Source organism: Pseudomonas sp. S3_B11, from assembly GCF_054667715.1.
In genome coordinates this window covers 4,511,551-4,527,968 of record NZ_CP162749.1, presented here as the reverse complement: position 1 = coordinate 4,527,968, position 16,418 = coordinate 4,511,551, and the positions used below count along the sequence as shown (strand labels likewise).

At 60.9% G+C, this 16,418-nt stretch carries 16 protein-coding genes; 3 read left to right on the top strand and 13 right to left on the bottom strand.

Annotated elements, in window-relative coordinates; all coding sequences use genetic code 11:
• Positions 1-87: 87 nt before the first annotated feature.
• Complete coding sequence (locus tag AB4O22_RS20355) at positions 88-1,182, top strand: PLP-dependent cysteine synthase family protein (RefSeq protein ID WP_003198456.1); 1,095 nt, start codon at positions 88-90, stop codon at positions 1,180-1,182.
• A gap of 158 nt (positions 1,183-1,340) precedes the next feature.
• Here AB4O22_RS20355 and AB4O22_RS20350 read toward each other — a convergent pair whose 3' ends face one another.
• From AB4O22_RS20350 to AB4O22_RS20340, 3 genes are all read right to left on the bottom strand, one after another.
• Positions 1,341-2,954 (bottom strand): NAD(P)/FAD-dependent oxidoreductase, encoded by a 1,614-nt coding sequence (locus AB4O22_RS20350; protein ID WP_003198458.1) that lies wholly within the window; start codon positions 2,952-2,954, stop codon positions 1,341-1,343.
• Positions 2,955-3,027: 73 nt separating this feature from the next.
• On the bottom strand, positions 3,028-3,702 hold the full coding sequence (locus AB4O22_RS20345) for a COG3650 family protein (RefSeq protein WP_223470185.1): 675 nt from the start codon (positions 3,700-3,702) through the stop codon (positions 3,028-3,030).
• Positions 3,703-3,762: 60 nt separating this feature from the next.
• Positions 3,763-4,362, bottom strand: a complete 600-nt coding sequence (locus tag AB4O22_RS20340) for a short chain dehydrogenase (RefSeq protein WP_003198462.1) — start codon at positions 4,360-4,362, stop codon at positions 3,763-3,765.
• A gap of 104 nt (positions 4,363-4,466) precedes the next feature.
• Between AB4O22_RS20340 and AB4O22_RS20335 the strand changes: the two genes are divergently transcribed.
• Entirely contained in the window at positions 4,467-5,381 is a 915-nt protein-coding gene (locus AB4O22_RS20335; protein WP_003198464.1) for a LysR family transcriptional regulator, read from the top strand.
• Positions 5,382-5,503: 122 nt separating this feature from the next.
• On the opposite strand, the gene AB4O22_RS20330 is transcribed toward AB4O22_RS20335, so the two are convergent.
• The 9 genes from AB4O22_RS20330 to AB4O22_RS20290 all read right to left on the bottom strand — a co-directional run bounded on the left by AB4O22_RS20330 (position 5,504) and on the right by AB4O22_RS20290 (position 13,089).
• On the bottom strand, positions 5,504-5,983 hold the full coding sequence (locus tag AB4O22_RS20330; protein ID WP_013692420.1) for a DoxX family protein: 480 nt from the start codon (positions 5,981-5,983) through the stop codon (positions 5,504-5,506).
• Positions 5,980-6,738, bottom strand: coding sequence for an HvfC/BufC N-terminal domain-containing protein (locus AB4O22_RS20325; RefSeq protein WP_053161966.1), 759 nt, complete (start codon positions 6,736-6,738; stop codon positions 5,980-5,982). Before AB4O22_RS20325 ends, AB4O22_RS20330 begins: the two co-directional genes overlap by 4 nt.
• Positions 6,735-7,604 carry an MNIO family bufferin maturase gene (gene bufB / locus AB4O22_RS20320; protein WP_436263100.1) on the bottom strand — a complete coding sequence of 290 codons (870 nt, stop codon included), beginning with the start codon at positions 7,602-7,604 and terminating at the stop codon, positions 6,735-6,737. Before bufB ends, AB4O22_RS20325 begins: the two co-directional genes overlap by 4 nt.
• A 25-nt stretch (positions 7,605-7,629) precedes the next feature.
• Complete coding sequence (locus AB4O22_RS20315; RefSeq protein WP_013692423.1) at positions 7,630-7,935, bottom strand: BufA1 family periplasmic bufferin-type metallophore; 306 nt, start codon at positions 7,933-7,935, stop codon at positions 7,630-7,632.
• A gap of 153 nt (positions 7,936-8,088) precedes the next feature.
• Entirely contained in the window at positions 8,089-8,790 is a 702-nt protein-coding gene (locus tag AB4O22_RS20310; protein ID WP_003198474.1) for an ABC transporter ATP-binding protein, read from the bottom strand.
• Positions 8,791-9,558: a high-affinity branched-chain amino acid ABC transporter ATP-binding protein LivG gene (gene livG, locus AB4O22_RS20305; RefSeq protein WP_003198476.1), complete on the bottom strand. Its 768-nt coding sequence runs from the start codon at positions 9,556-9,558 to the stop codon at positions 8,791-8,793.
• Entirely contained in the window at positions 9,555-10,811 is a 1,257-nt protein-coding gene (locus AB4O22_RS20300) for a high-affinity branched-chain amino acid ABC transporter permease LivM (protein WP_003198478.1), read from the bottom strand. The genes livG and AB4O22_RS20300 overlap by 4 nt, the downstream gene beginning before the upstream one ends.
• A complete protein-coding gene (gene livH, locus AB4O22_RS20295) occupies positions 10,808-11,731 on the bottom strand; it encodes a high-affinity branched-chain amino acid ABC transporter permease LivH (protein ID WP_003198480.1) in 924 nt (307 codons plus the stop codon). The genes AB4O22_RS20300 and livH overlap by 4 nt, the downstream gene beginning before the upstream one ends.
• 230 nt (positions 11,732-11,961) lie before the next feature.
• Positions 11,962-13,089 carry a branched-chain amino acid ABC transporter substrate-binding protein gene (locus AB4O22_RS20290; RefSeq protein WP_003198482.1) on the bottom strand — a complete coding sequence of 376 codons (1,128 nt, stop codon included), beginning with the start codon at positions 13,087-13,089 and terminating at the stop codon, positions 11,962-11,964.
• A gap of 340 nt (positions 13,090-13,429) precedes the next feature.
• On the opposite strand from AB4O22_RS20290, the gene AB4O22_RS20285 reads away from it, so the two are divergent.
• On the top strand, positions 13,430-13,735 hold the full coding sequence (locus AB4O22_RS20285; protein WP_003198483.1) for a DUF2288 domain-containing protein: 306 nt from the start codon (positions 13,430-13,432) through the stop codon (positions 13,733-13,735).
• Between the two features lie 287 nt (positions 13,736-14,022).
• Here AB4O22_RS20285 and AB4O22_RS20280 read toward each other — a convergent pair whose 3' ends face one another.
• Positions 14,023-16,200 (bottom strand): hypothetical protein, encoded by a 2,178-nt coding sequence (locus AB4O22_RS20280; RefSeq protein WP_003198485.1) that lies wholly within the window; start codon positions 16,198-16,200, stop codon positions 14,023-14,025.
• Positions 16,201-16,418 lie beyond the last annotated feature (218 nt).

Below are 16,418 nucleotides of genomic sequence, written 5' to 3'. Positions count from 1 at the left end.
AGCTTGCGACTGGTTTTTCCGAGACCACGTTGCGCCTGCATGACCATCAGCTTTCCCCGCGTCGAACCGAGCCAGTGAGAAAACAACATGAACGACCATCGCCAGTGGGCGCGCGAAGCGATCCGCATCATCGAGGCTGACTTCCAGCGCAGCGCCGATACTCACCTGATTCCGCTGCCGCTGCCTGGCCTGCCGGGCATCGAACTGTATTTCAAGGATGAGTCCAGCCATCCCACCGGCAGCCTCAAGCACAGACTGGCTCGTTCGCTGTTTCTCTACGCGTTGTGTAACGGCTGGCTCAAGCCCGGAGCGCCGGTGATCGAGGCCTCCAGCGGCTCGACGGCGATTTCCGAGGCTTACTTCGCCAGGTTGCTGGGCCTGCCGTTCATTGCGGTAATGCCGGCGACCACCTCCCGGGAAAAAATCGCACAGATCGCTTTTTATGGCGGCCAGAGCCACCTGGTGGACGATCCTACGCAGATCTACGCCGAATCCGAACGTTTGGCTCACGAGCATGATGGACACTTCATCGACCAATTCACTTATGCCGAGCGCGCCACGGACTGGCGGGCCAATAACAACATTGCCGAATCGATCTTCCAGCAGATGCGCTTCGAGCGGCACCCGGAGCCGAGCTGGTTGATTTCAAGCCCCGGCACTGGCGGCACCACGGCCACTCTGGGGCGCTACGTCCGTTATCGCCAGCACGGTACCCGCGTGCTGTGTGCCGACGCCGAGCGTTCAGTGTTCTTCGACTACTACCGCAGCGGCGATGCCAGCCTGCGCCTGGATTGCGGTTCACGCATCGAGGGTATCGGCCGGCCACGGGTCGAGGCGTCGTTCTTGCCGAAAGTCATCGATGCGATGGTCAAGGTCCCGGACGCCTTGTCATTGGCGGCCATGCATTACCTGGCCCAGCGCTTGGGACGACGGGTCGGCGGGTCCAGCGGCACCAACCTGATCGGCGCACTCATGGCGGCCCGGCAGATGGTGGATGCGGGTGAGTCGGGGTCGATCGTGGCGATTTTGTGTGACGGTGGCGAGCGCTACGCCACGACCTATTACGACCCGGTGTGGCTCAAGGCCCAGGGGTATGAGTTGAGCGGGCTGATGGACATCGTGGCGGCGTGTGTGGAACGGGGCGAGGCGCTGCCGGAGAGCGTGTTGCGGGCCAATATCTGAATCACTGAGGTCCCTTGTGGGAGCGAGCTTGCTCGCGATAGCGGTGGATCAGTCAACATCTGTGTTGATGACAGGCCGCCATCGCGAGCAAGCTCGCTCCCACAGGGTCATGCTGTTCACTCAGGCAAATTCTGCCTTGAGTGAACAGCATCGGCCCCTCAGGCCTCGAGCCCGAGGATATCCCGCGCCACCGCCTCGGCAATCCGGATCCCGTCCACGCCCGCCGACAGGATCCCGCCGGCATAACCGGCGCCTTCACCGGCCGGGAACAGGCCCTTGACGTTCAGGCTCTGCAGCGATTCGTTGCGGGTGATGCGCAGGGGCGATGAGGTGCGGGTTTCGATGCCAGTCAGCACGGCGTCGTGCAGCGAGTAACCGCGAATCTGTTTCTCGAACGCCGGCAGGGCCTCGCGGATCGCTTCGATGGCGAAATCCGGCAGGGCCAGGGCCAAATCGCCCAGGGACACCCCGGGCTTGTAGGACGGTTCGACGCTGCCCAGTGCCGTAGACGGTTTGCCGGCGATAAAGTCACCCACCAGTTGCGCCGGGGCCTCGTAGTTGCTGCCACCGAGTACGTACGCGTGGGATTCCAGGCGTTCCTGCAACTCGATCCCGGCCAGCGGGCCACCGGGATAATCCACTTCCGGGGTAATCCCGACGACGATGCCGGAGTTGGCGTTGCGCTCGTTGCGCGAATACTGGCTCATGCCGTTGGTCACGACGCGGTTCGGCTCGGACGTCGCGGCTACCACGGTGCCGCCCGGGCACATGCAGAAGCTGTACACCGAGCGACCATTCTTGGCGTGGTGCACCAGTTTGTAGTCGGCGGCGCCAAGTTTCGGGTGGCCGGCGTACTTGCCCAGGCGCGCGCTGTCGATCAGCGATTGCGGGTGTTCGATACGGAAACCCACCGAGAACGGCTTGGCTTCCATGTACACGCCGCGGCTGTGGAGCATGCGGAAGGTGTCCCGGGCGCTGTGACCCAGGGCCAGGATCACATGTTTCGAATGAATCTGTTCGCCGCTGGCCAGTTCGACGCCGACCAGTTGGCCGTCTTCGATCAGCACATCGGTGACCCGCTGCTGGAAGCGTACTTCGCCGCCCAGGGCGCGAATCTGCTCACGCATGGTTTCCACCACACCTGTCAGACGGAACGTGCCGATGTGCGGCTTGCTGACGTAGAGGATTTCTTCCGGCGCTCCGGCCTTGACGAATTCGTGCAAAACCTTGCGGCCAAGGAATTTCGGATCCTTGATCTGGCTGTAGAGCTTGCCGTCGGAAAACGTCCCCGCGCCGCCTTCACCGAATTGCACGTTGGATTCGGGGTTAAGCACGCTTTTGCGCCACAGGCCCCAGGTGTCCTTGGTGCGCTGGCGCACTTCCGGGCCACGCTCGAGGATGATCGGCTTGAAGCCCATCTGTGCCAGCAGCAGGGCGGCGAAGATCCCGCACGGACCGAAGCCGACCACGATCGGCCGTTCGCTCAAGTCGGCCGGTGCCTGGCCCACCACTTTGTAGCTGACATCCGGCGCCTCGTTGACGTTACGGTCATCGGCGAACTTGCGCAGCAGGCTGGCTTCGTCGCGCACCGTCAGGTCGATGGTGTAGATGAAGCACAGTTCGGAGGATTTCTTGCGCGCGTCGTAGCTGCGCTTGAACAAGGTGAAGTCGAGCAGGTCATCGCTGGCGATACCCAGGCGCTGCACGATGGCGGGGCGCAGGTCTTCTTCGGGGTGGTCGATCGGCAGCTTGAGTTCGGTGATTCGTAACATGGTGGGATCCGGTTCGCGGGATGCACAACTGCACCAGGGCGTGAACCGGCGATTATAAGCCAAAACCGGCGAATCAGTCGTTGCGCGCACCACCGAAGTAGGCGCAGCCACGCTGGACCTGGCCGTTGACCCGCAGTTCGGCGCTCATGTGTTGCACACTGCCGCTGACGCTGTCGACGCAACGCGCAGGTGTGACCCAGAGCTCGACTTTCTGACCGTTGGCCTCGGTGCCCAAATTGAAGCGGCCATCGCCCAATTGCTCCTCGACGTAAGGCACCGCCAACGACGGCTGGCCTTCGCGGTCCAGCACCAGGCCCTTGCCACTGGCCTTGAGCATCCATTCAGGGCTGTGTCCTGCGGCGCGCAGAATCACTCGTTTGAAGTCAACGTCTTCGCAAGCCGTTCCCGAGCGCTCCAGGCGATACAGTTGTTCAACGTCCAACTGACTGTCGGTGCCAGCCGCTGCGCTGGAGACGATACGGCCACGGACATCGGCAAACAGCTTGCCCTGGTCATCGGCCAAGCTGGCGGCCTGCTGCAGCACGCTAGTGCCACCGCTGTCGCTGACGATGTAGCGGCGCTGTTCCTGGCACGGCTGGAACACCAGCTTGCCGTCGGCCGCCGTGAGCTCGCCCTGCATGCGCGTCTGGCCGGCGTGGGAGGCGCTCTGACGTGGGGCATCGAGCAATTGGCAGCCGGTGAACAGCGGCAGGAGGGCGATAAACAGCAGGGAGCGGGCGGCACGCATCATTGGGTCTCCAGACAAGTGCCGCCAAGTTACTCAGACTGATCCTGCATCACAAGGGGGTTAGCCCACGTGAAAGGTCTGACCGGTTTGCAGGCCTTCGACACTCTTGGCGTAGGCCAATGCGACATCGACGGCCGGAACCGGTTTGTAGCCGCGGAAGTACGGGGCGTACTTGTCCATGGCTTCCAGCAACACGTTCGGGCTCACCGAGTTGACCCGCAAGCCCCGTGGCAACTCGATTGCCGCGGCGCGCACGAAACTGTCCAGGGCACCGTTGACCAGGGCCGCCGAAGCACCACTCTTGATCGGATCGTGGCTGAGCACGCCGGTGGTGAAAGTGAAGGACGCGCCGTCGTTGGCGAACTCGCGGCCGATCAGCAGCAGGTTGACCTGGCCCATCAGTTTGTCTTTCAGACCCAGGGCGAAGCTGTCTTCGGTCATGTCGGCCAGGGGCGCAAAGGTGACGTTGCCGGCGGCGCAAACCAGGGCATCAAAGCGGCCGGTCTTTGCGAACAAGGCACGGATCGAAGCGCTGTCGCTGATATCCACCTGCAGTTCACCGCTGTGGCGGCCGATTCGAACGATCTCGTGGCGCGGCGACAATTCGTTATCAATGGCCGAACCGATGGTGCCGTTAGCGCCGATCAACAGGATTTTCATGAGCTGTTCCTCAATGGGGTGAATGAGTTTTCAGTCTAGAGGGGTTCTTTCCATTGATAATCATGCTAATAGGCAACCTTTGGTTTTCAATTGGAAACAATCCAATGAGCGAAATGGATGACCTGGCGGCGTTCGCCGTGTTGATGGAGGCCGGCAGCTTCACCCAGGCGGCCCAGCAGTTAGGCTGCAGCAAGGGCCAGTTGTCCAAGCGCATCAGTCTGTTGGAGAGGCGGTTTTCGGTGGTGTTGCTGCAACGCACCACGCGGCGCCTGAGCCTCACGGCGGCAGGGGCGGCGTTGCTGCCCCAGGCCCAGGCGCTGCTGGTGCAGGTAGAAAGGGCGCGTCAGGCATTGGCCCGGTTGAAGGACGATATTTCCGGACCGGTGCGTATGACGGTTCCGGTTTCGTTGGGCGAAACGTTCTTCGAAGGCTTGCTGATGGAGTTCGCTCGTACGTATCCCAACGTGCAGATCGAGCTGGAGCTCAACAACGGTTACCGTGACCTGACCCGCGATGGTTTCGATCTGGCGATCCGTTCCGACGCCGCCATCGACGAGCGGCTGGTGGCCCGGCCATTGTTGGCGTGGCACGAAATGACCTGCGCCAGCCCGGCCTACCTGGAACGCTATGGCGAACCTGAGACCCCTCAGGCCCTGGCTGAGCATCGCTGCCTGCTCAACAGCCACTACAGCGGCCGGGAAGAATGGCTTTACCACCAGCAACACGAACTGCTGCGGGTCCGAGTGTCGGGGCCGTTCGCCAGTAACCACTACAGCCTGCTGAAAAAAGCCGCCTTGGCCGGCGCCGGAATCGCCCGGCTGCCGTCGTACCTGCTGCATGAGGAGTTGGCCGACGGACGCCTGCACTGGCTGCTGCGCGACTACCAGACCCGGCGCATGCCGATGTACCTGGTGCACCCGTACCAGGGTGGATTGCCCAAGCGCACCCAGGTGCTGGCTGACTATCTGATCGACTGGTTCAAGCGCAGCGGCGAGGCGTTGGATCGGCTTCAGCGATAGTCCATCCATTGGACAGTCCCTGTGGGAGCGAGCTTGCTCGCGAAGGCGGTGGCACATCCGGCATTTGTGCAAGCTGACCCGCCGCTATCGCGAGCAAGCTCGCTCCCACAGGGGATCTGTGTTCAGTCGTGGGCGTAACGCCTGGCAATCAGGTGGTCGATGGACAGTACCCCCGGCCCGCGCGCCATCAAGTAAAGCAAGACCGCTGCCCAGGTGCCATGGGTCGGGTAGGCGTCCGGGTAGACGAACAGCTGGATGGTCAAGGTCATCCCCAGCAAGGCCAGCGCTGAAAAGCGTGTCGCCAGGCCAAACAGGATCAGGACCGGGAACACATGCTCGGCAGAGGCTGCCAGGTGCGCAGCCAGTTCCGGTGACAGCAACGGCAGGGCGTATTCGCTTTTGAACAGGGGAATAGTCGAGTCCGCCAGCCGCGGCAGACCGATCTGGAAGGTGCCGTCGAACAGGTCGATGGCCAGGCCTTCGATTTTGGTCTGGCCGGATTTCCAGAACACCGCGGCAATCGAGAATCGCGCGATGAAGGCGATCAGGCTGTGGGGGATTTTCTCCAGCCATTGAATGGAACCGGCAATCAGCGTGTTCATGGGGATACCTGTCCAGCTAGGAGGTGAGTGATAGCTCTGTGGCGAATGAGCCCCGCCAGGGTCTGTTCCAGGTCGAGGTCGATTGAGGTTTCAATGGCGGCGGTCAGGGACCGCCCCTGTTGCAGGGCGCTGATGAACCCATGGGCCGCGTGATTGATCGCGAACACTTGCACATCGAGGCCGTCGCGCAGCACCAAGGCGTTTTGTGCAGCAGACGCCTCGAACGGTACGGGTGTCTCGTGCTGATGGGCGGCCCAGATCGTCACCACGGCGAAGGGCGATTGCAGCAGCCGCAGTGACGGGTGCAGACCGATCTTCAGGTGCCTTGTCAGCGTGGGGGATGACAGCGCCTCGACGATGCGTTCTTGCGCCATGGGCTCGGCGTCGGCGGCATGCCAGGCTTGCAGGTGCAGTCGTTCCAGGCGGGCGACGTCCGCCAGATACGGTACGCAGGCGGCGGGTTCGAAGCCTTCGATGAACCCGGCAAAATCATCCCCATAGTTGCTCATCACCGGGCTTCGCGGTGGCGCCGACTGGACGTAGACCCCAGCCATGCCTCGGAAAAATTCCTCGCCCACCAGTTGCGTCACCACCGGGTAATTGTCGGCCAGGGCGTTGATCAATGAGCTGAGCACGTTATTGCGGTACACCGCGAAGCGGCTCTGCGGGTCGGCGCCGTTGGCGCTGACCAGGCCGGGCGGACAAGCCTTGCGCGGGTCGAGCAGGGCGGCGGCGAATGTGCGCTGGTCGCTCATGACCGGGCTCCAACGGCATTTAAAAGTTGATCGGCCTGGCGCGCTTCGGCCAGCAGCACCTCCCATGGGGGGATGTGGTTGTCGCGCTCGATCAAGGTGGCTACCGGCCCGGTCTGCGCCAGAACCTTGAGGTACAGCTGCCAGACTGCGTTGTCGATTGGCGCGCCGTGGTCGTCTATCAACAGACGCTCGCCAAGGCTGTCGGTGTCTTCGGCAAAACCGGCCAGATGGATTTCGCCGGTCGCTTGCAGCGGCAGGGCGTTGAGGTAGGCCAGTGGATCGCGGCGGTGGTTGATGCACGAAACGTAAACGTTGTTCACATCCAGCAGCAGGCCGCAGCCGGTGCGCCGGATCACTTCGCTGATGAAGTGTGGCTCGTCGAGTGTCGAGGCTTCGAACGCCAGATAGGTCGCCGGGTTCTCCAGCAAGAGCGTGCGTTTGAGGCTGGACTGCACCTGGTCGACGTGTTCGCAGACACGGTCTAGGGTCGCTTCGTCGTAGGCCAGGGGGAGCAGGTCATTGAGGAACACCGGGCCGTGGCTGGACCAGGCCAGGTGTTCGGAAAAGGATTGGGGCTGATAGCGGTCGATCAATGCGGCCAGGCGCTGCAAATGCGCGATATCCAGCGGCCCCTCCCCACCGATCGACAGGCCGACGCCGTGCAGCGACAGCGGGTACTGTTCGCGTATCCGCCCCAGGAAGTGGTGAAGCGGCCCGCCGGCCACCATGTAGTTTTCCGCGTGCACTTCGAAAAAGCCCAGATCCGGTCGGGTCTGGAGCACCTCACGAAAATGCTCGCTCTTGAGCCCCAACCCTGCCCTTGGCGGCAGCCGGTTATCATTGGCGAGGGATGGGGTATTCAACATGCTGGCGGGCCTCCGGCAGATGCGATCAGGACTTGGCTTTGAACGCTTCGAGCTGGCCGAAACCGGTGGGGGAGGTTTCGCTTTTGGTAGTGGTGCAAGTGCCTTTGGGTACCGATTTCCAGGCGTTGCCCTGATAGTCCATTTTCGCCGTACCGGCGCAGGTGGTGCCGGCACCGGCGGCGCAGTTGTTCTTGCCTTTGAGGGCGACACCGAAGCATTTCTCCATGGTGTCGTCGGCTGCGTGGACGGTCGAGACGGCTGTCATGCTCAGGGCAGAACCCAGGGCCAGGATCAGGGCGGTGGCGGACAGGGTGCGGGTCGAAACAGTCATGATTATTCTCCAGTCATTCAGGGAAATGAACCGGCGTTAGCGCCGGTCTGCTGAACTAGAGAAGGGGGATGGGGAAGTGTTACAGCGGGTCCTCGATTTTTTTGTCTACTCCAAAAAAAACGGCCCGAAGGCCGTTTTTCTATAGCTGCAGACTCAACCGCCCAGGTACGCCTCGCGCACTTTCGGGTCGGTCAGCAGGGCTTCACCGGTGCCTTGCATCACCACGCGACCGTTCTCCAGCACGTACGCCCGGTCGGCGATTTTCAGCGCCTGGTTGGCGTTCTGCTCCACCAGGAACACCGTCACGCCATCCTTGCGCAGTTGTTCGATGATGTCGAAGATCTGCTGGATGATGATCGGTGCCAGGCCCAGGGAAGGCTCGTCGAGCAGCAGCAGCTTGGGCTTGCTCATCAGCGCACGGCCGATGGCGAGCATTTGCTGTTCGCCGCCGGACATGGTGCCGCCGCGCTGGGTAAAGCGTTCTTTCAGGCGTGGGAAAAGGTGCAGGACCTTGTCCATTTGTTCCTGATAGTCGCCCTTGTCAGTGAAGAATCCGCCCATGGCGAGGTTTTCTTCCACGGTCAGCCGGGCAAATACCCGACGACCTTCCGGCACCACCGCGATGCTCTTGCGCATGATCCGTGACGAGTCCTGGCCCACCAGTTCCTCACCCATGTAGCGGATGCTGCCGCTGTGGGCCTGGGGCGAACCGCAGAGCGTCATCAGCAGGGTGGATTTGCCGGCGCCGTTGGCACCGATCAGCGTCACGATTTCGCCCTGGCGGACTTCGACGTTGACGCTGTGCAAGGCCTGGATCTTGCCGTAGAAGGTGGAAACGTTTTCGAATTGCAGCATTTACGCTTCCCCCAGGTAGGCTTTGATCACTTCAGGATTGTCGCGGATCTGTTCCGGCGAGCCGTTGGCCAGGGGGGTGCCCTGGTTGATCACGACGATGTGGTCGGAAATGCTCATGACCAGCTTCATGTCGTGCTCGATCAGCAGCACAGTGACGTTGTGCTCCTCGCGCAGCACGCCGATCAGCGCTTTCAGGTCTTCGGTTTCCTTGGGGTTCAGGCCGGCGGCCGGCTCGTCGAGCATGAGGATCCGCGGACGGGTCATCATGCAGCGGGCGATTTCCAGGCGTCGTTGCTGACCGTAGGCCAGGGTCCCGGCGGTACGGTTGGCGAATTCCTTGAGGTTGACCTTGTCCAGCCAGTACTCGGCGTACTCCATGGCGTCGCGTTCGCTTTTGCGGAACGCCGGGGTCTTGAACAGGCCGGCAAAGAAGTTGGTGTTCAGGTGACGATGCTGGGCGATCAACAGGTTTTCGACCGCCGTCATGTCCTTGAACAGCCGCACGTTCTGGAAGGTGCGCACCACACCCTTGCGGGCGATCTGGTGGCCGGGCAGGCCCTGGATCGGCTCGCCGTCCAGCACGATGGTGCCACCGGTGGGCTGGTAGAAGCCGGTCAGGCAGTTGAACACGGTGGTCTTGCCCGCGCCGTTCGGCCCGATCAGCGCAACGACCTGTTTCTCTTTCACGGTCAGGGCTACGCCATTGACCGCCAGCAAGCCGCCGAAGCGCATGCTTAAATTTTCAACTTTCAGGATCTCGCGGCTCATTTGCGCAGCTCCATGTGGGGGCGTTGCATAGGAAGCAGACCTTGAGGACGCCAGATCATCATCAGCACCATCAAGGCGCCGAACATCAACATGCGGTATTCGCTGAATTCACGCATCATTTCGGGCAGCAGGATCATCACGATGGCTGCCAGGATCACGCCCAGCTGCGAGCCCATCCCGCCCAGCACCACGATGGCGAGGATGATCGCCGACTCGATGAAGGTGAAGGATTCCGGCGTCACCAGGCCCTGGCGTGCGGCGAAGAAACTGCCGGCAAAACCGGCAAACGCAGCACCGAGGGTGAAGGCCGACAGCTTGATGATCGTCGGGTTGAGACCCAGGGCACGGCAGGCGATTTCGTCTTCACGCAATGCCTCCCAGGCGCGGCCGATCGGCATGCGCAGCAGGCGGTTGATGACGAACAGCGCGGCCAGGGCCAGCAACAGGGCAACCAGGTAGAGGAAGATCACCTTGTTGATCGAGTTGTATTCCAGGCCGAAGTACTCGTGGAAGGTCTGCAGGCCTTCGGCGGCTTTACGTTCGAAGGTCAGGCCGAAGAACGTCGGTTTCTCGATGTTGCTGATGCCGTTCGGGCCACCGGTGATGTCGGTCAGGTTGCGCAGGAACAGACGGATGATCTCGCCAAAACCCAGGGTCACGATGGCCAGGTAGTCACCGCGCAAGCGCAGGACCGGGAACCCCAGCAGGAAACCGAAGGTGGCGGCCATCATCCCGGCGATCGGCAGGCAGATCCAGAAGCTCAGGCCGAAGTAGTGGGACAGCAGCGCATAGCTGTAGGCGCCGACGGCGTAAAAGCCGACATAACCCAGGTCCAGCAGGCCGGCCAGGCCTACCACGATGTTCAGGCCAAGGCCGAGCATCACGTAGATCAGGATCAGCGTGGCGATGTCCACCGCGCCGCGGGAGCCGAAGAACGGCCAGACCAGTGCCACGACGATCAGGCCCAGCACGATCCAGCGCTGGGTCGATGGCAGGGTGAGGAAGTTGCTGGCCTTGGCCGGGATCACCGGCAGGCCGGGCGACGACTTCCACATGGCGCTGATCTGCGTGCTGAACAGCACCCGCAGGAACATCAGCAGCGAACACACGGCGATGGTCGCCAGGATGGCCGGGCTGGTGCCATGCACTTCCAGGTTGATGCCGACGATGGTCAGTTTAAGACCCAGTACCGGGTAGGCCACGGCCCAGACCAGCAGGGCGCTGAAGAGCGCCGATTTGAGATGCCTAGTCATACTTTCTCAACCTCCGGGCGGCCCAGGATGCCGGTCGGCCGGAATAACAGAACCAGAACCAACAAGCCGAATGCCACGACGTCCTTGTACTGGTCGCCGAAGATGTCGGCGCCAAAGGCTTCCGCCACGCCCAGCACCAGCCCGCCGAGCATCGCGCCGGGAATGCTGCCGATGCCGCCCAGTACCGCGGCGGTGAAGGCTTTCAGGCCGACGAGGAAGCCGGCGTTGGGGTTGATCACGCCGTATTGCATGCTCAACAGCACCGCGGCGATGGCCGCCAGGGCCGCACCGATGACGAAGGTCAGGGCGATGATGTTGTTGGTGTTGATGCCCAGCAGGTTGGCCATCTTGATGTCCTCGGCACAGGCGCGGCAGGCGCGGCCCAGGCGGGAACGGGAGATGAACAGCGTCAGGCCGAGCATGGCGACCAGGGTCACCACGAACACCACGATTTGCATGTAGGAAATCAGCACTTCATGTGCCCCACCTGGCCCGATGGCAAAGTTGCCCGGAATCAGGTTGGGTATGGATTTGTCCTTGGAGTCTTGCGAAAGCAGTACCGTGTTCTGCAGGAAGATCGACATGCCGATGGCGGAAATCAGCGGGATCAGACGGTTGCTGCCGCGCAGGGGGCGGTAGGCGATCCGTTCGATGCTGTAGCCATAGGAGCTGGTGACGACGATGCTCGCGATGAAAGCCGCGGTCATCAACAGCGGGACACTGTCGAGTCCCATCATGCTCAGCCCGGCGATGGCGATGAACGCCACGTAGGAGCCGATCATGTACACCTCGCCGTGGGCGAAGTTGATCATTCCAATGATGCCGTAAACCATCGTATAGCCGATGGCGATCAGGGCATACGTGCTGCCAACGGTCAGGCCGTTAACCAGCTGCTGGAAGAAGTGATAGATGTCAGGCATTACAGCGCTCCTAAAAACCTGATACGCATTTCACTGGTGGAGTCATTTTCCCGCCCGGGTCCCGTGGATCTGCATCCACTTCGAACACGAGGTTTGCCAGCGAACCGCTGATGACGGTTTTGAGATTTTCAGGTGGGGAGACTGGCGGATCACGCCAGCGCGGCCCAATACATTTAAAACAAAGCCCACGGCACGCCGTGGGCTTTATTGGCAGTCAGTCAGACCAGGCCTTACTGAGGCGAAGCTTCGGTTTTAGGTTTGCCGAAGTGCCACTCGTAGACCACGAACTTGAAGTCCTTCAGGTCGCCCTTCGCGTCGAAGCTCAGGTCACCGGTTGGGGTCTTGAAGGTGCCGGCGTGGATGGCTTCAGCCACTTTGGCCGCGTCTTCGCTCTTGGCTGTGGTGATGGCCTGGGCAATCACCTGGACAGCGGAGTAGGACGGGAACACGAACGGACCGCTCGGGTCTTCTTTCTTGGCCTTGAACGCGTCAGCCAGGGCGACGTTGGCCGGATCCTGGTCGAAGGATTTCGGCAGGGTCACCAGCAGGCCTTCGGAAGCGTCCTTGGCGATTTGCGAGATGGAGTCGTTACCCACGCCTTCCGGACCCATGAACTTGGCCTTCAGGCCTTTTTCCTGGGATTGACGCAGGATCAGGCCCAGCTCCGGGTGGTAGCCGCCGTAGTAGACGAAGTCGACGTTGGCTTGCTTGAGCTTGGCGATCATCGAGGAGAAGTCTTTGTCGCCGGCGTTCACGCCTTCGAAGACGGCAACCTTGACGCCTTTGCCTTCGAGGGTTTTCTTCACGGCGCTGGCGATGCCTTCACCGTACTGCTGCTTGTCGTGCAGGACCGCAACGATCTTCGGCTTGACGTGGTCGGCGATGTAGTTGCCGGCCGCAGGGCCTTGGGCGCTGTCCAGGCCGATGGTGCGGAAGATCATCTTGTAGCCGCGAGCGGTGATGTCCGGGCTGGTAGCGGCCGGGGTGATCATGACCACGCCTTCGTCTTCATAGATGTCCGAAGCCGGCTGGGTGGAGCTGGAGCACAGGTGGCCGACCACGAACTTGACGCCGTCGTTGACGACTTTGTTCGCGACCGCGACCGCTTGTTTTGGATCGCAGGCGTCATCGTATTCAACGGCGACGAGTTGCTTGCCGTTGACGCCGCCCTTGGCGTTGATCTGTTCGATGGCCATTTTGGAGCCACTGAATTGCATGTCGCCGTATTGGGCTACAGGGCCGGTTTTTGGGCCGGCGATGCCGATCTTGATGGTGTCGGCGGCGAACGAATGGCTGGCAACCCCGGCCAGAACCATAGCGGCAAACAGTTTGGAAATCTGCTTAGTAGCCTTAGTCATAGTGCTCCACTCATGCTGTTGTAGTTTTTATAGTCCTGGCGCCGTAGCAGCAGAACCGGGTCAGATATCTTGGATATCCTCGCGGAAAATGCCCCCGGCAACTGTACCGGTACAGTGTAGAGCGCCGATTGTTGGCAAGGGAAGCTGGCGCTTGGGGGCAAAACCTGAGGGTGTCGCTTAATTGAAAGAAAAAGACAGAATAGCGGCGGGGTTTTGTCCGGTCATATCGGCAATCCTTGGCTTTCCTGCGCTTTTCAATCGGTACTGCAGTTGCTAACGGGTTTTTCTGCCAGAGCACCGACGTTATCATTCGCGCCGATTTCTTTTCCGGACAGGTCCCATGAGTCAAGAACCTAGCACCCTCTATGCCAAGCTGCTTGGTGAAACCGCATCCATCACCTGGAAAGAGCTGGAGCCGTTCTTTGCCAAGGGTGCCCTATTGTGGGTCGATCCGGCACTGGATTTGATCGCAGCCGCCGAGGCCGTCGCCCAGGACGAAGGTACCAAAGTCGCCGCCTGGCTGGCCGCCGACCAGCTCGCCAAGCTGTCTGAAACGCGGGCGCTGGATTTTCTGGAACGCGATCCGCAGCTTTGGGCGGTGGTGGTTTCGCCCTGGATTATGATCCAGGAAAGGGCGTCGAACTGATCGATGCACCAAGTTGGTTCGTATTCGGGCGGGCAAGAAAGTGTGTAGGTGAGTAGCGTGATGGCGTCCTGCCGTGGCGAAACGCCACAGGGGAGGGTGACGTATACGTAACGGGAACAGTTTATGGAGCAGCCTTTGGGCTGCTCAATTGTTTCTGGATGTTGTCCAGGTGCGGGATTCAGGACCGCTATCGCGAGCAGCCTCGCTCCCACATTGGGTCTGTGTTCACAAATCCCTGTGGGAGCGAGCTTGCTCGCGATTGGAGGCAACACGGTGCTGCGCCGGCCTCAGTAAGTCCTGCCAGTATGGTTATTAAGGGAAATAACCTTGGTCTTGCCAATGCGGTGACGGTAGATCTCGCGCAGGTACTTGATGGCTTTTTTCACGCAGTCGCGGGACAGGCGGATGTCGTTGATCGAGACGAACTTGTCCTTGTCGTTGATCAGCTCGCGATACTTCTTCTCGTACATCGGCTTGATCGCGTACCAGTTGGTGTCGAGGATTTTCGCCGGGTTTTCGAATTCGTTGAGCAGGTCGTCGATCCGTTCTTCGTCGAAGTCTTCATTGATGATGAAGTCCAGGATCGAGTTGTCCAGGGTGTCGTCGAAGCGGTACGGGGTGCGGGCGAAGCAGCGTTTGATGAAGGCCACGATCAGGGTCAGGAAATCATCCGACAGGCACGGGCTCTTGGCGATCAGGGTGGTCAGCGACAGGTTGGCCGACGCGCCGATCACCAACGCGTAACGCTTGAGCGTGGTGTTGGGGAACAGGCTGTTGAGGTGGGTCTTGAGCCGGTTCAGGTCCATGTAGGACAGCTTGTAGTCCTTGGGCAGGGAGACGATGGACACCACCGACGAGCAGTTCTTGAAGAAGTGCAGGTCATGCAGGGCCGCGGCGTCGTAGCCGGAATTCTTGTACTGCTCCAGCGACGCCCGGTAGCGCTTGGATTCGATCGGCAACAGACTGATGCCTTCGATGGCCTGGGTGACCTTGTTGAAGTGCGGCAGGTCGATGGAACGGAAGAACAGGTCGTCGATGTTCAGGCGCGGCGGTTCTTTCTCGAACACCTTGAACTTGTCGCCGCTCGGCGCCGGGGTTTCCGGGACGACGGACTCGGCGTAGGCAATCGCCACCGGGCCGGCCAGACTCATGAACAGGTCGTTGGCGTCCAGGCGAATGGTTTCGCCAATGTCGATGCCGGCACGGCGGAAGTAGTTCTGATCGTAGTCGGTGGTAACCGCCTGGGCCGTCAGGATGTTGAAGATCTGCTGGGAGATGTACTGGTTGGCGTGCTTCTCCATGGCATTGACATCAATGTTCTGGATGTTGCCGTCATCGCTTTCTTCGGCATAGCGCATGATGTCGTTGGAGATCAGCATCATCGCGTTCCATGGGCGGATACGGCCCATCACGCTGGCTTCGCTGCTGTCTTCGTTGGCGAAGTTGTACGAGAAATCCCATTCTTCCGACAGGTACTTGCACAGCAGGCGTCCGGCGTTGATGTGCAAGGCTTCGGACATTTCGCTGCGATGGTCGGAAATATTCGGCAGTACGCAGATGCCGCTGGTGAAAATCGGTTCGAAGACGAAGGAGTGACCGCTCTTGCTGTCGTGTTCGTCCATCGGCTTGGTGTCGAACGTCTTGTTCATGTACGAGTATTGCTGGGCCAGGCCGAACTCCGAGGCCATGCCTGAACCGGTACCGCCGCCAGCACTGAAGATCGAGAAGTACAGGCGCGACTGGTTGGCCTTGATACCGCAGCTGTCGATCAGGTACGAGTGGATCATTTTCCAGTCGGGGCTGGAGAAGCGCTGGGTGTCCTTGTTCAGGATGATCTTGGCCAGGTACTGGCCCAGGATCGGCGCGTTACCGGCGCCACCGGCGTGGACTTCCGACAAGTCCATGATCTTCATCTTGCTGTAGTCGCGCAAAAAGCCGCTTTTCTCGCCCTTGCGCGAAAAACGGATACGCCCGGCGATGTCCTTGTCCAGGTCGCCGAGCATCACCAGCGGTTCCACCAGGAACACCGGTTTGCTGGCCTTGCTGGTGCCAAGACGCAGGTTGTTGCGGATCCACTGCGCGGGGCTGTAGCCCTTGTCGCTGTAAGCCTTGTCTTCAGCATTGAATTCGTTGAGGTAGAACTTGCGGGCGTTGTACACCAGCTCCGCCACGTCCAGGGCGATGTTGGAACCGCAGCGCCCCAGGCCGATCAGGCACACCGACGGGAATTCCTGCTGGGCGCGGTCGCTCTCGTCTTCCACCAGATGGGGCGGTCGCGGGAACACCGCGTCGCGCAGGCCATCGAGGTTGTCGAGGATCCGGTCGGTGTTGGTTTCGGTGAAATACAGATACTGCTGAGTCGACAGGGGACGCGAGCTGCTCGATGGTTTCGAGACTTCAGGGCCGTTGGCGGCCGGGCTCAGGGTCAGATCGGATACCGCAGTGGCTGTTTTTTTGGAAGTCATTGTGCGCCATATGCCTGAACTGGTTGGCTCGACGAGCGCTGTCATCGAGCCATCGCGGATGGGAGCTCGCGTCCTGGATGGCGCGAAGGTCGGCCCCGAGCGTCCAGGGCTATAGCCTGGGCGCCGCTCGAGAGATTCTTTCCTGATAGGTTGAATCGGCCACCGGCAGGCGATCTTTAATCAAGAATGGGCGAAATGATGGCAATTGTTACAGGAAA

Excerpts from the sequence above, each read along its gene's own strand:
- AB4O22_RS20355 (WP_003198456.1), top strand. The coding sequence starts at position 88 with ATGAACGACCATCGCCAGTGGGCGCGCGAAGCGATCCGCATCATCGAG.
- AB4O22_RS20350 (WP_003198458.1), bottom strand. The coding sequence starts at position 2,954 with ATGTTACGAATCACCGAACTCAAGCTGCCGATCGACCACCCCGAAGAA.
- AB4O22_RS20345 (WP_223470185.1), bottom strand. The coding sequence starts at position 3,702 with ATGCGTGCCGCCCGCTCCCTGCTGTTTATCGCCCTCCTGCCGCTGTTC.
- AB4O22_RS20340 (WP_003198462.1), bottom strand. The coding sequence starts at position 4,362 with ATGAAAATCCTGTTGATCGGCGCTAACGGCACCATCGGTTCGGCCATT.
- AB4O22_RS20335 (WP_003198464.1), top strand. The coding sequence starts at position 4,467 with ATGAGCGAAATGGATGACCTGGCGGCGTTCGCCGTGTTGATGGAGGCC.
- AB4O22_RS20330 (WP_013692420.1), bottom strand. The coding sequence starts at position 5,983 with ATGAACACGCTGATTGCCGGTTCCATTCAATGGCTGGAGAAAATCCCC.
- AB4O22_RS20325 (WP_053161966.1), bottom strand. The coding sequence starts at position 6,738 with ATGAGCGACCAGCGCACATTCGCCGCCGCCCTGCTCGACCCGCGCAAG.
- bufB (WP_436263100.1), bottom strand. The coding sequence starts at position 7,604 with ATGTTGAATACCCCATCCCTCGCCAATGATAACCGGCTGCCGCCAAGG.
- AB4O22_RS20315 (WP_013692423.1), bottom strand. The coding sequence starts at position 7,935 with ATGACTGTTTCGACCCGCACCCTGTCCGCCACCGCCCTGATCCTGGCC.
- AB4O22_RS20310 (WP_003198474.1), bottom strand. The coding sequence starts at position 8,790 with ATGCTGCAATTCGAAAACGTTTCCACCTTCTACGGCAAGATCCAGGCC.
- livG (WP_003198476.1), bottom strand. The coding sequence starts at position 9,558 with ATGAGCCGCGAGATCCTGAAAGTTGAAAATTTAAGCATGCGCTTCGGC.
- AB4O22_RS20300 (WP_003198478.1), bottom strand. The coding sequence starts at position 10,811 with ATGACTAGGCATCTCAAATCGGCGCTCTTCAGCGCCCTGCTGGTCTGG.
- livH (WP_003198480.1), bottom strand. The coding sequence starts at position 11,731 with ATGCCTGACATCTATCACTTCTTCCAGCAGCTGGTTAACGGCCTGACC.
- AB4O22_RS20290 (WP_003198482.1), bottom strand. The coding sequence starts at position 13,089 with ATGACTAAGGCTACTAAGCAGATTTCCAAACTGTTTGCCGCTATGGTT.
- AB4O22_RS20285 (WP_003198483.1), top strand. The coding sequence starts at position 13,430 with ATGAGTCAAGAACCTAGCACCCTCTATGCCAAGCTGCTTGGTGAAACC.
- AB4O22_RS20280 (WP_003198485.1), bottom strand. The coding sequence starts at position 16,200 with ATGACTTCCAAAAAAACAGCCACTGCGGTATCCGATCTGACCCTGAGC.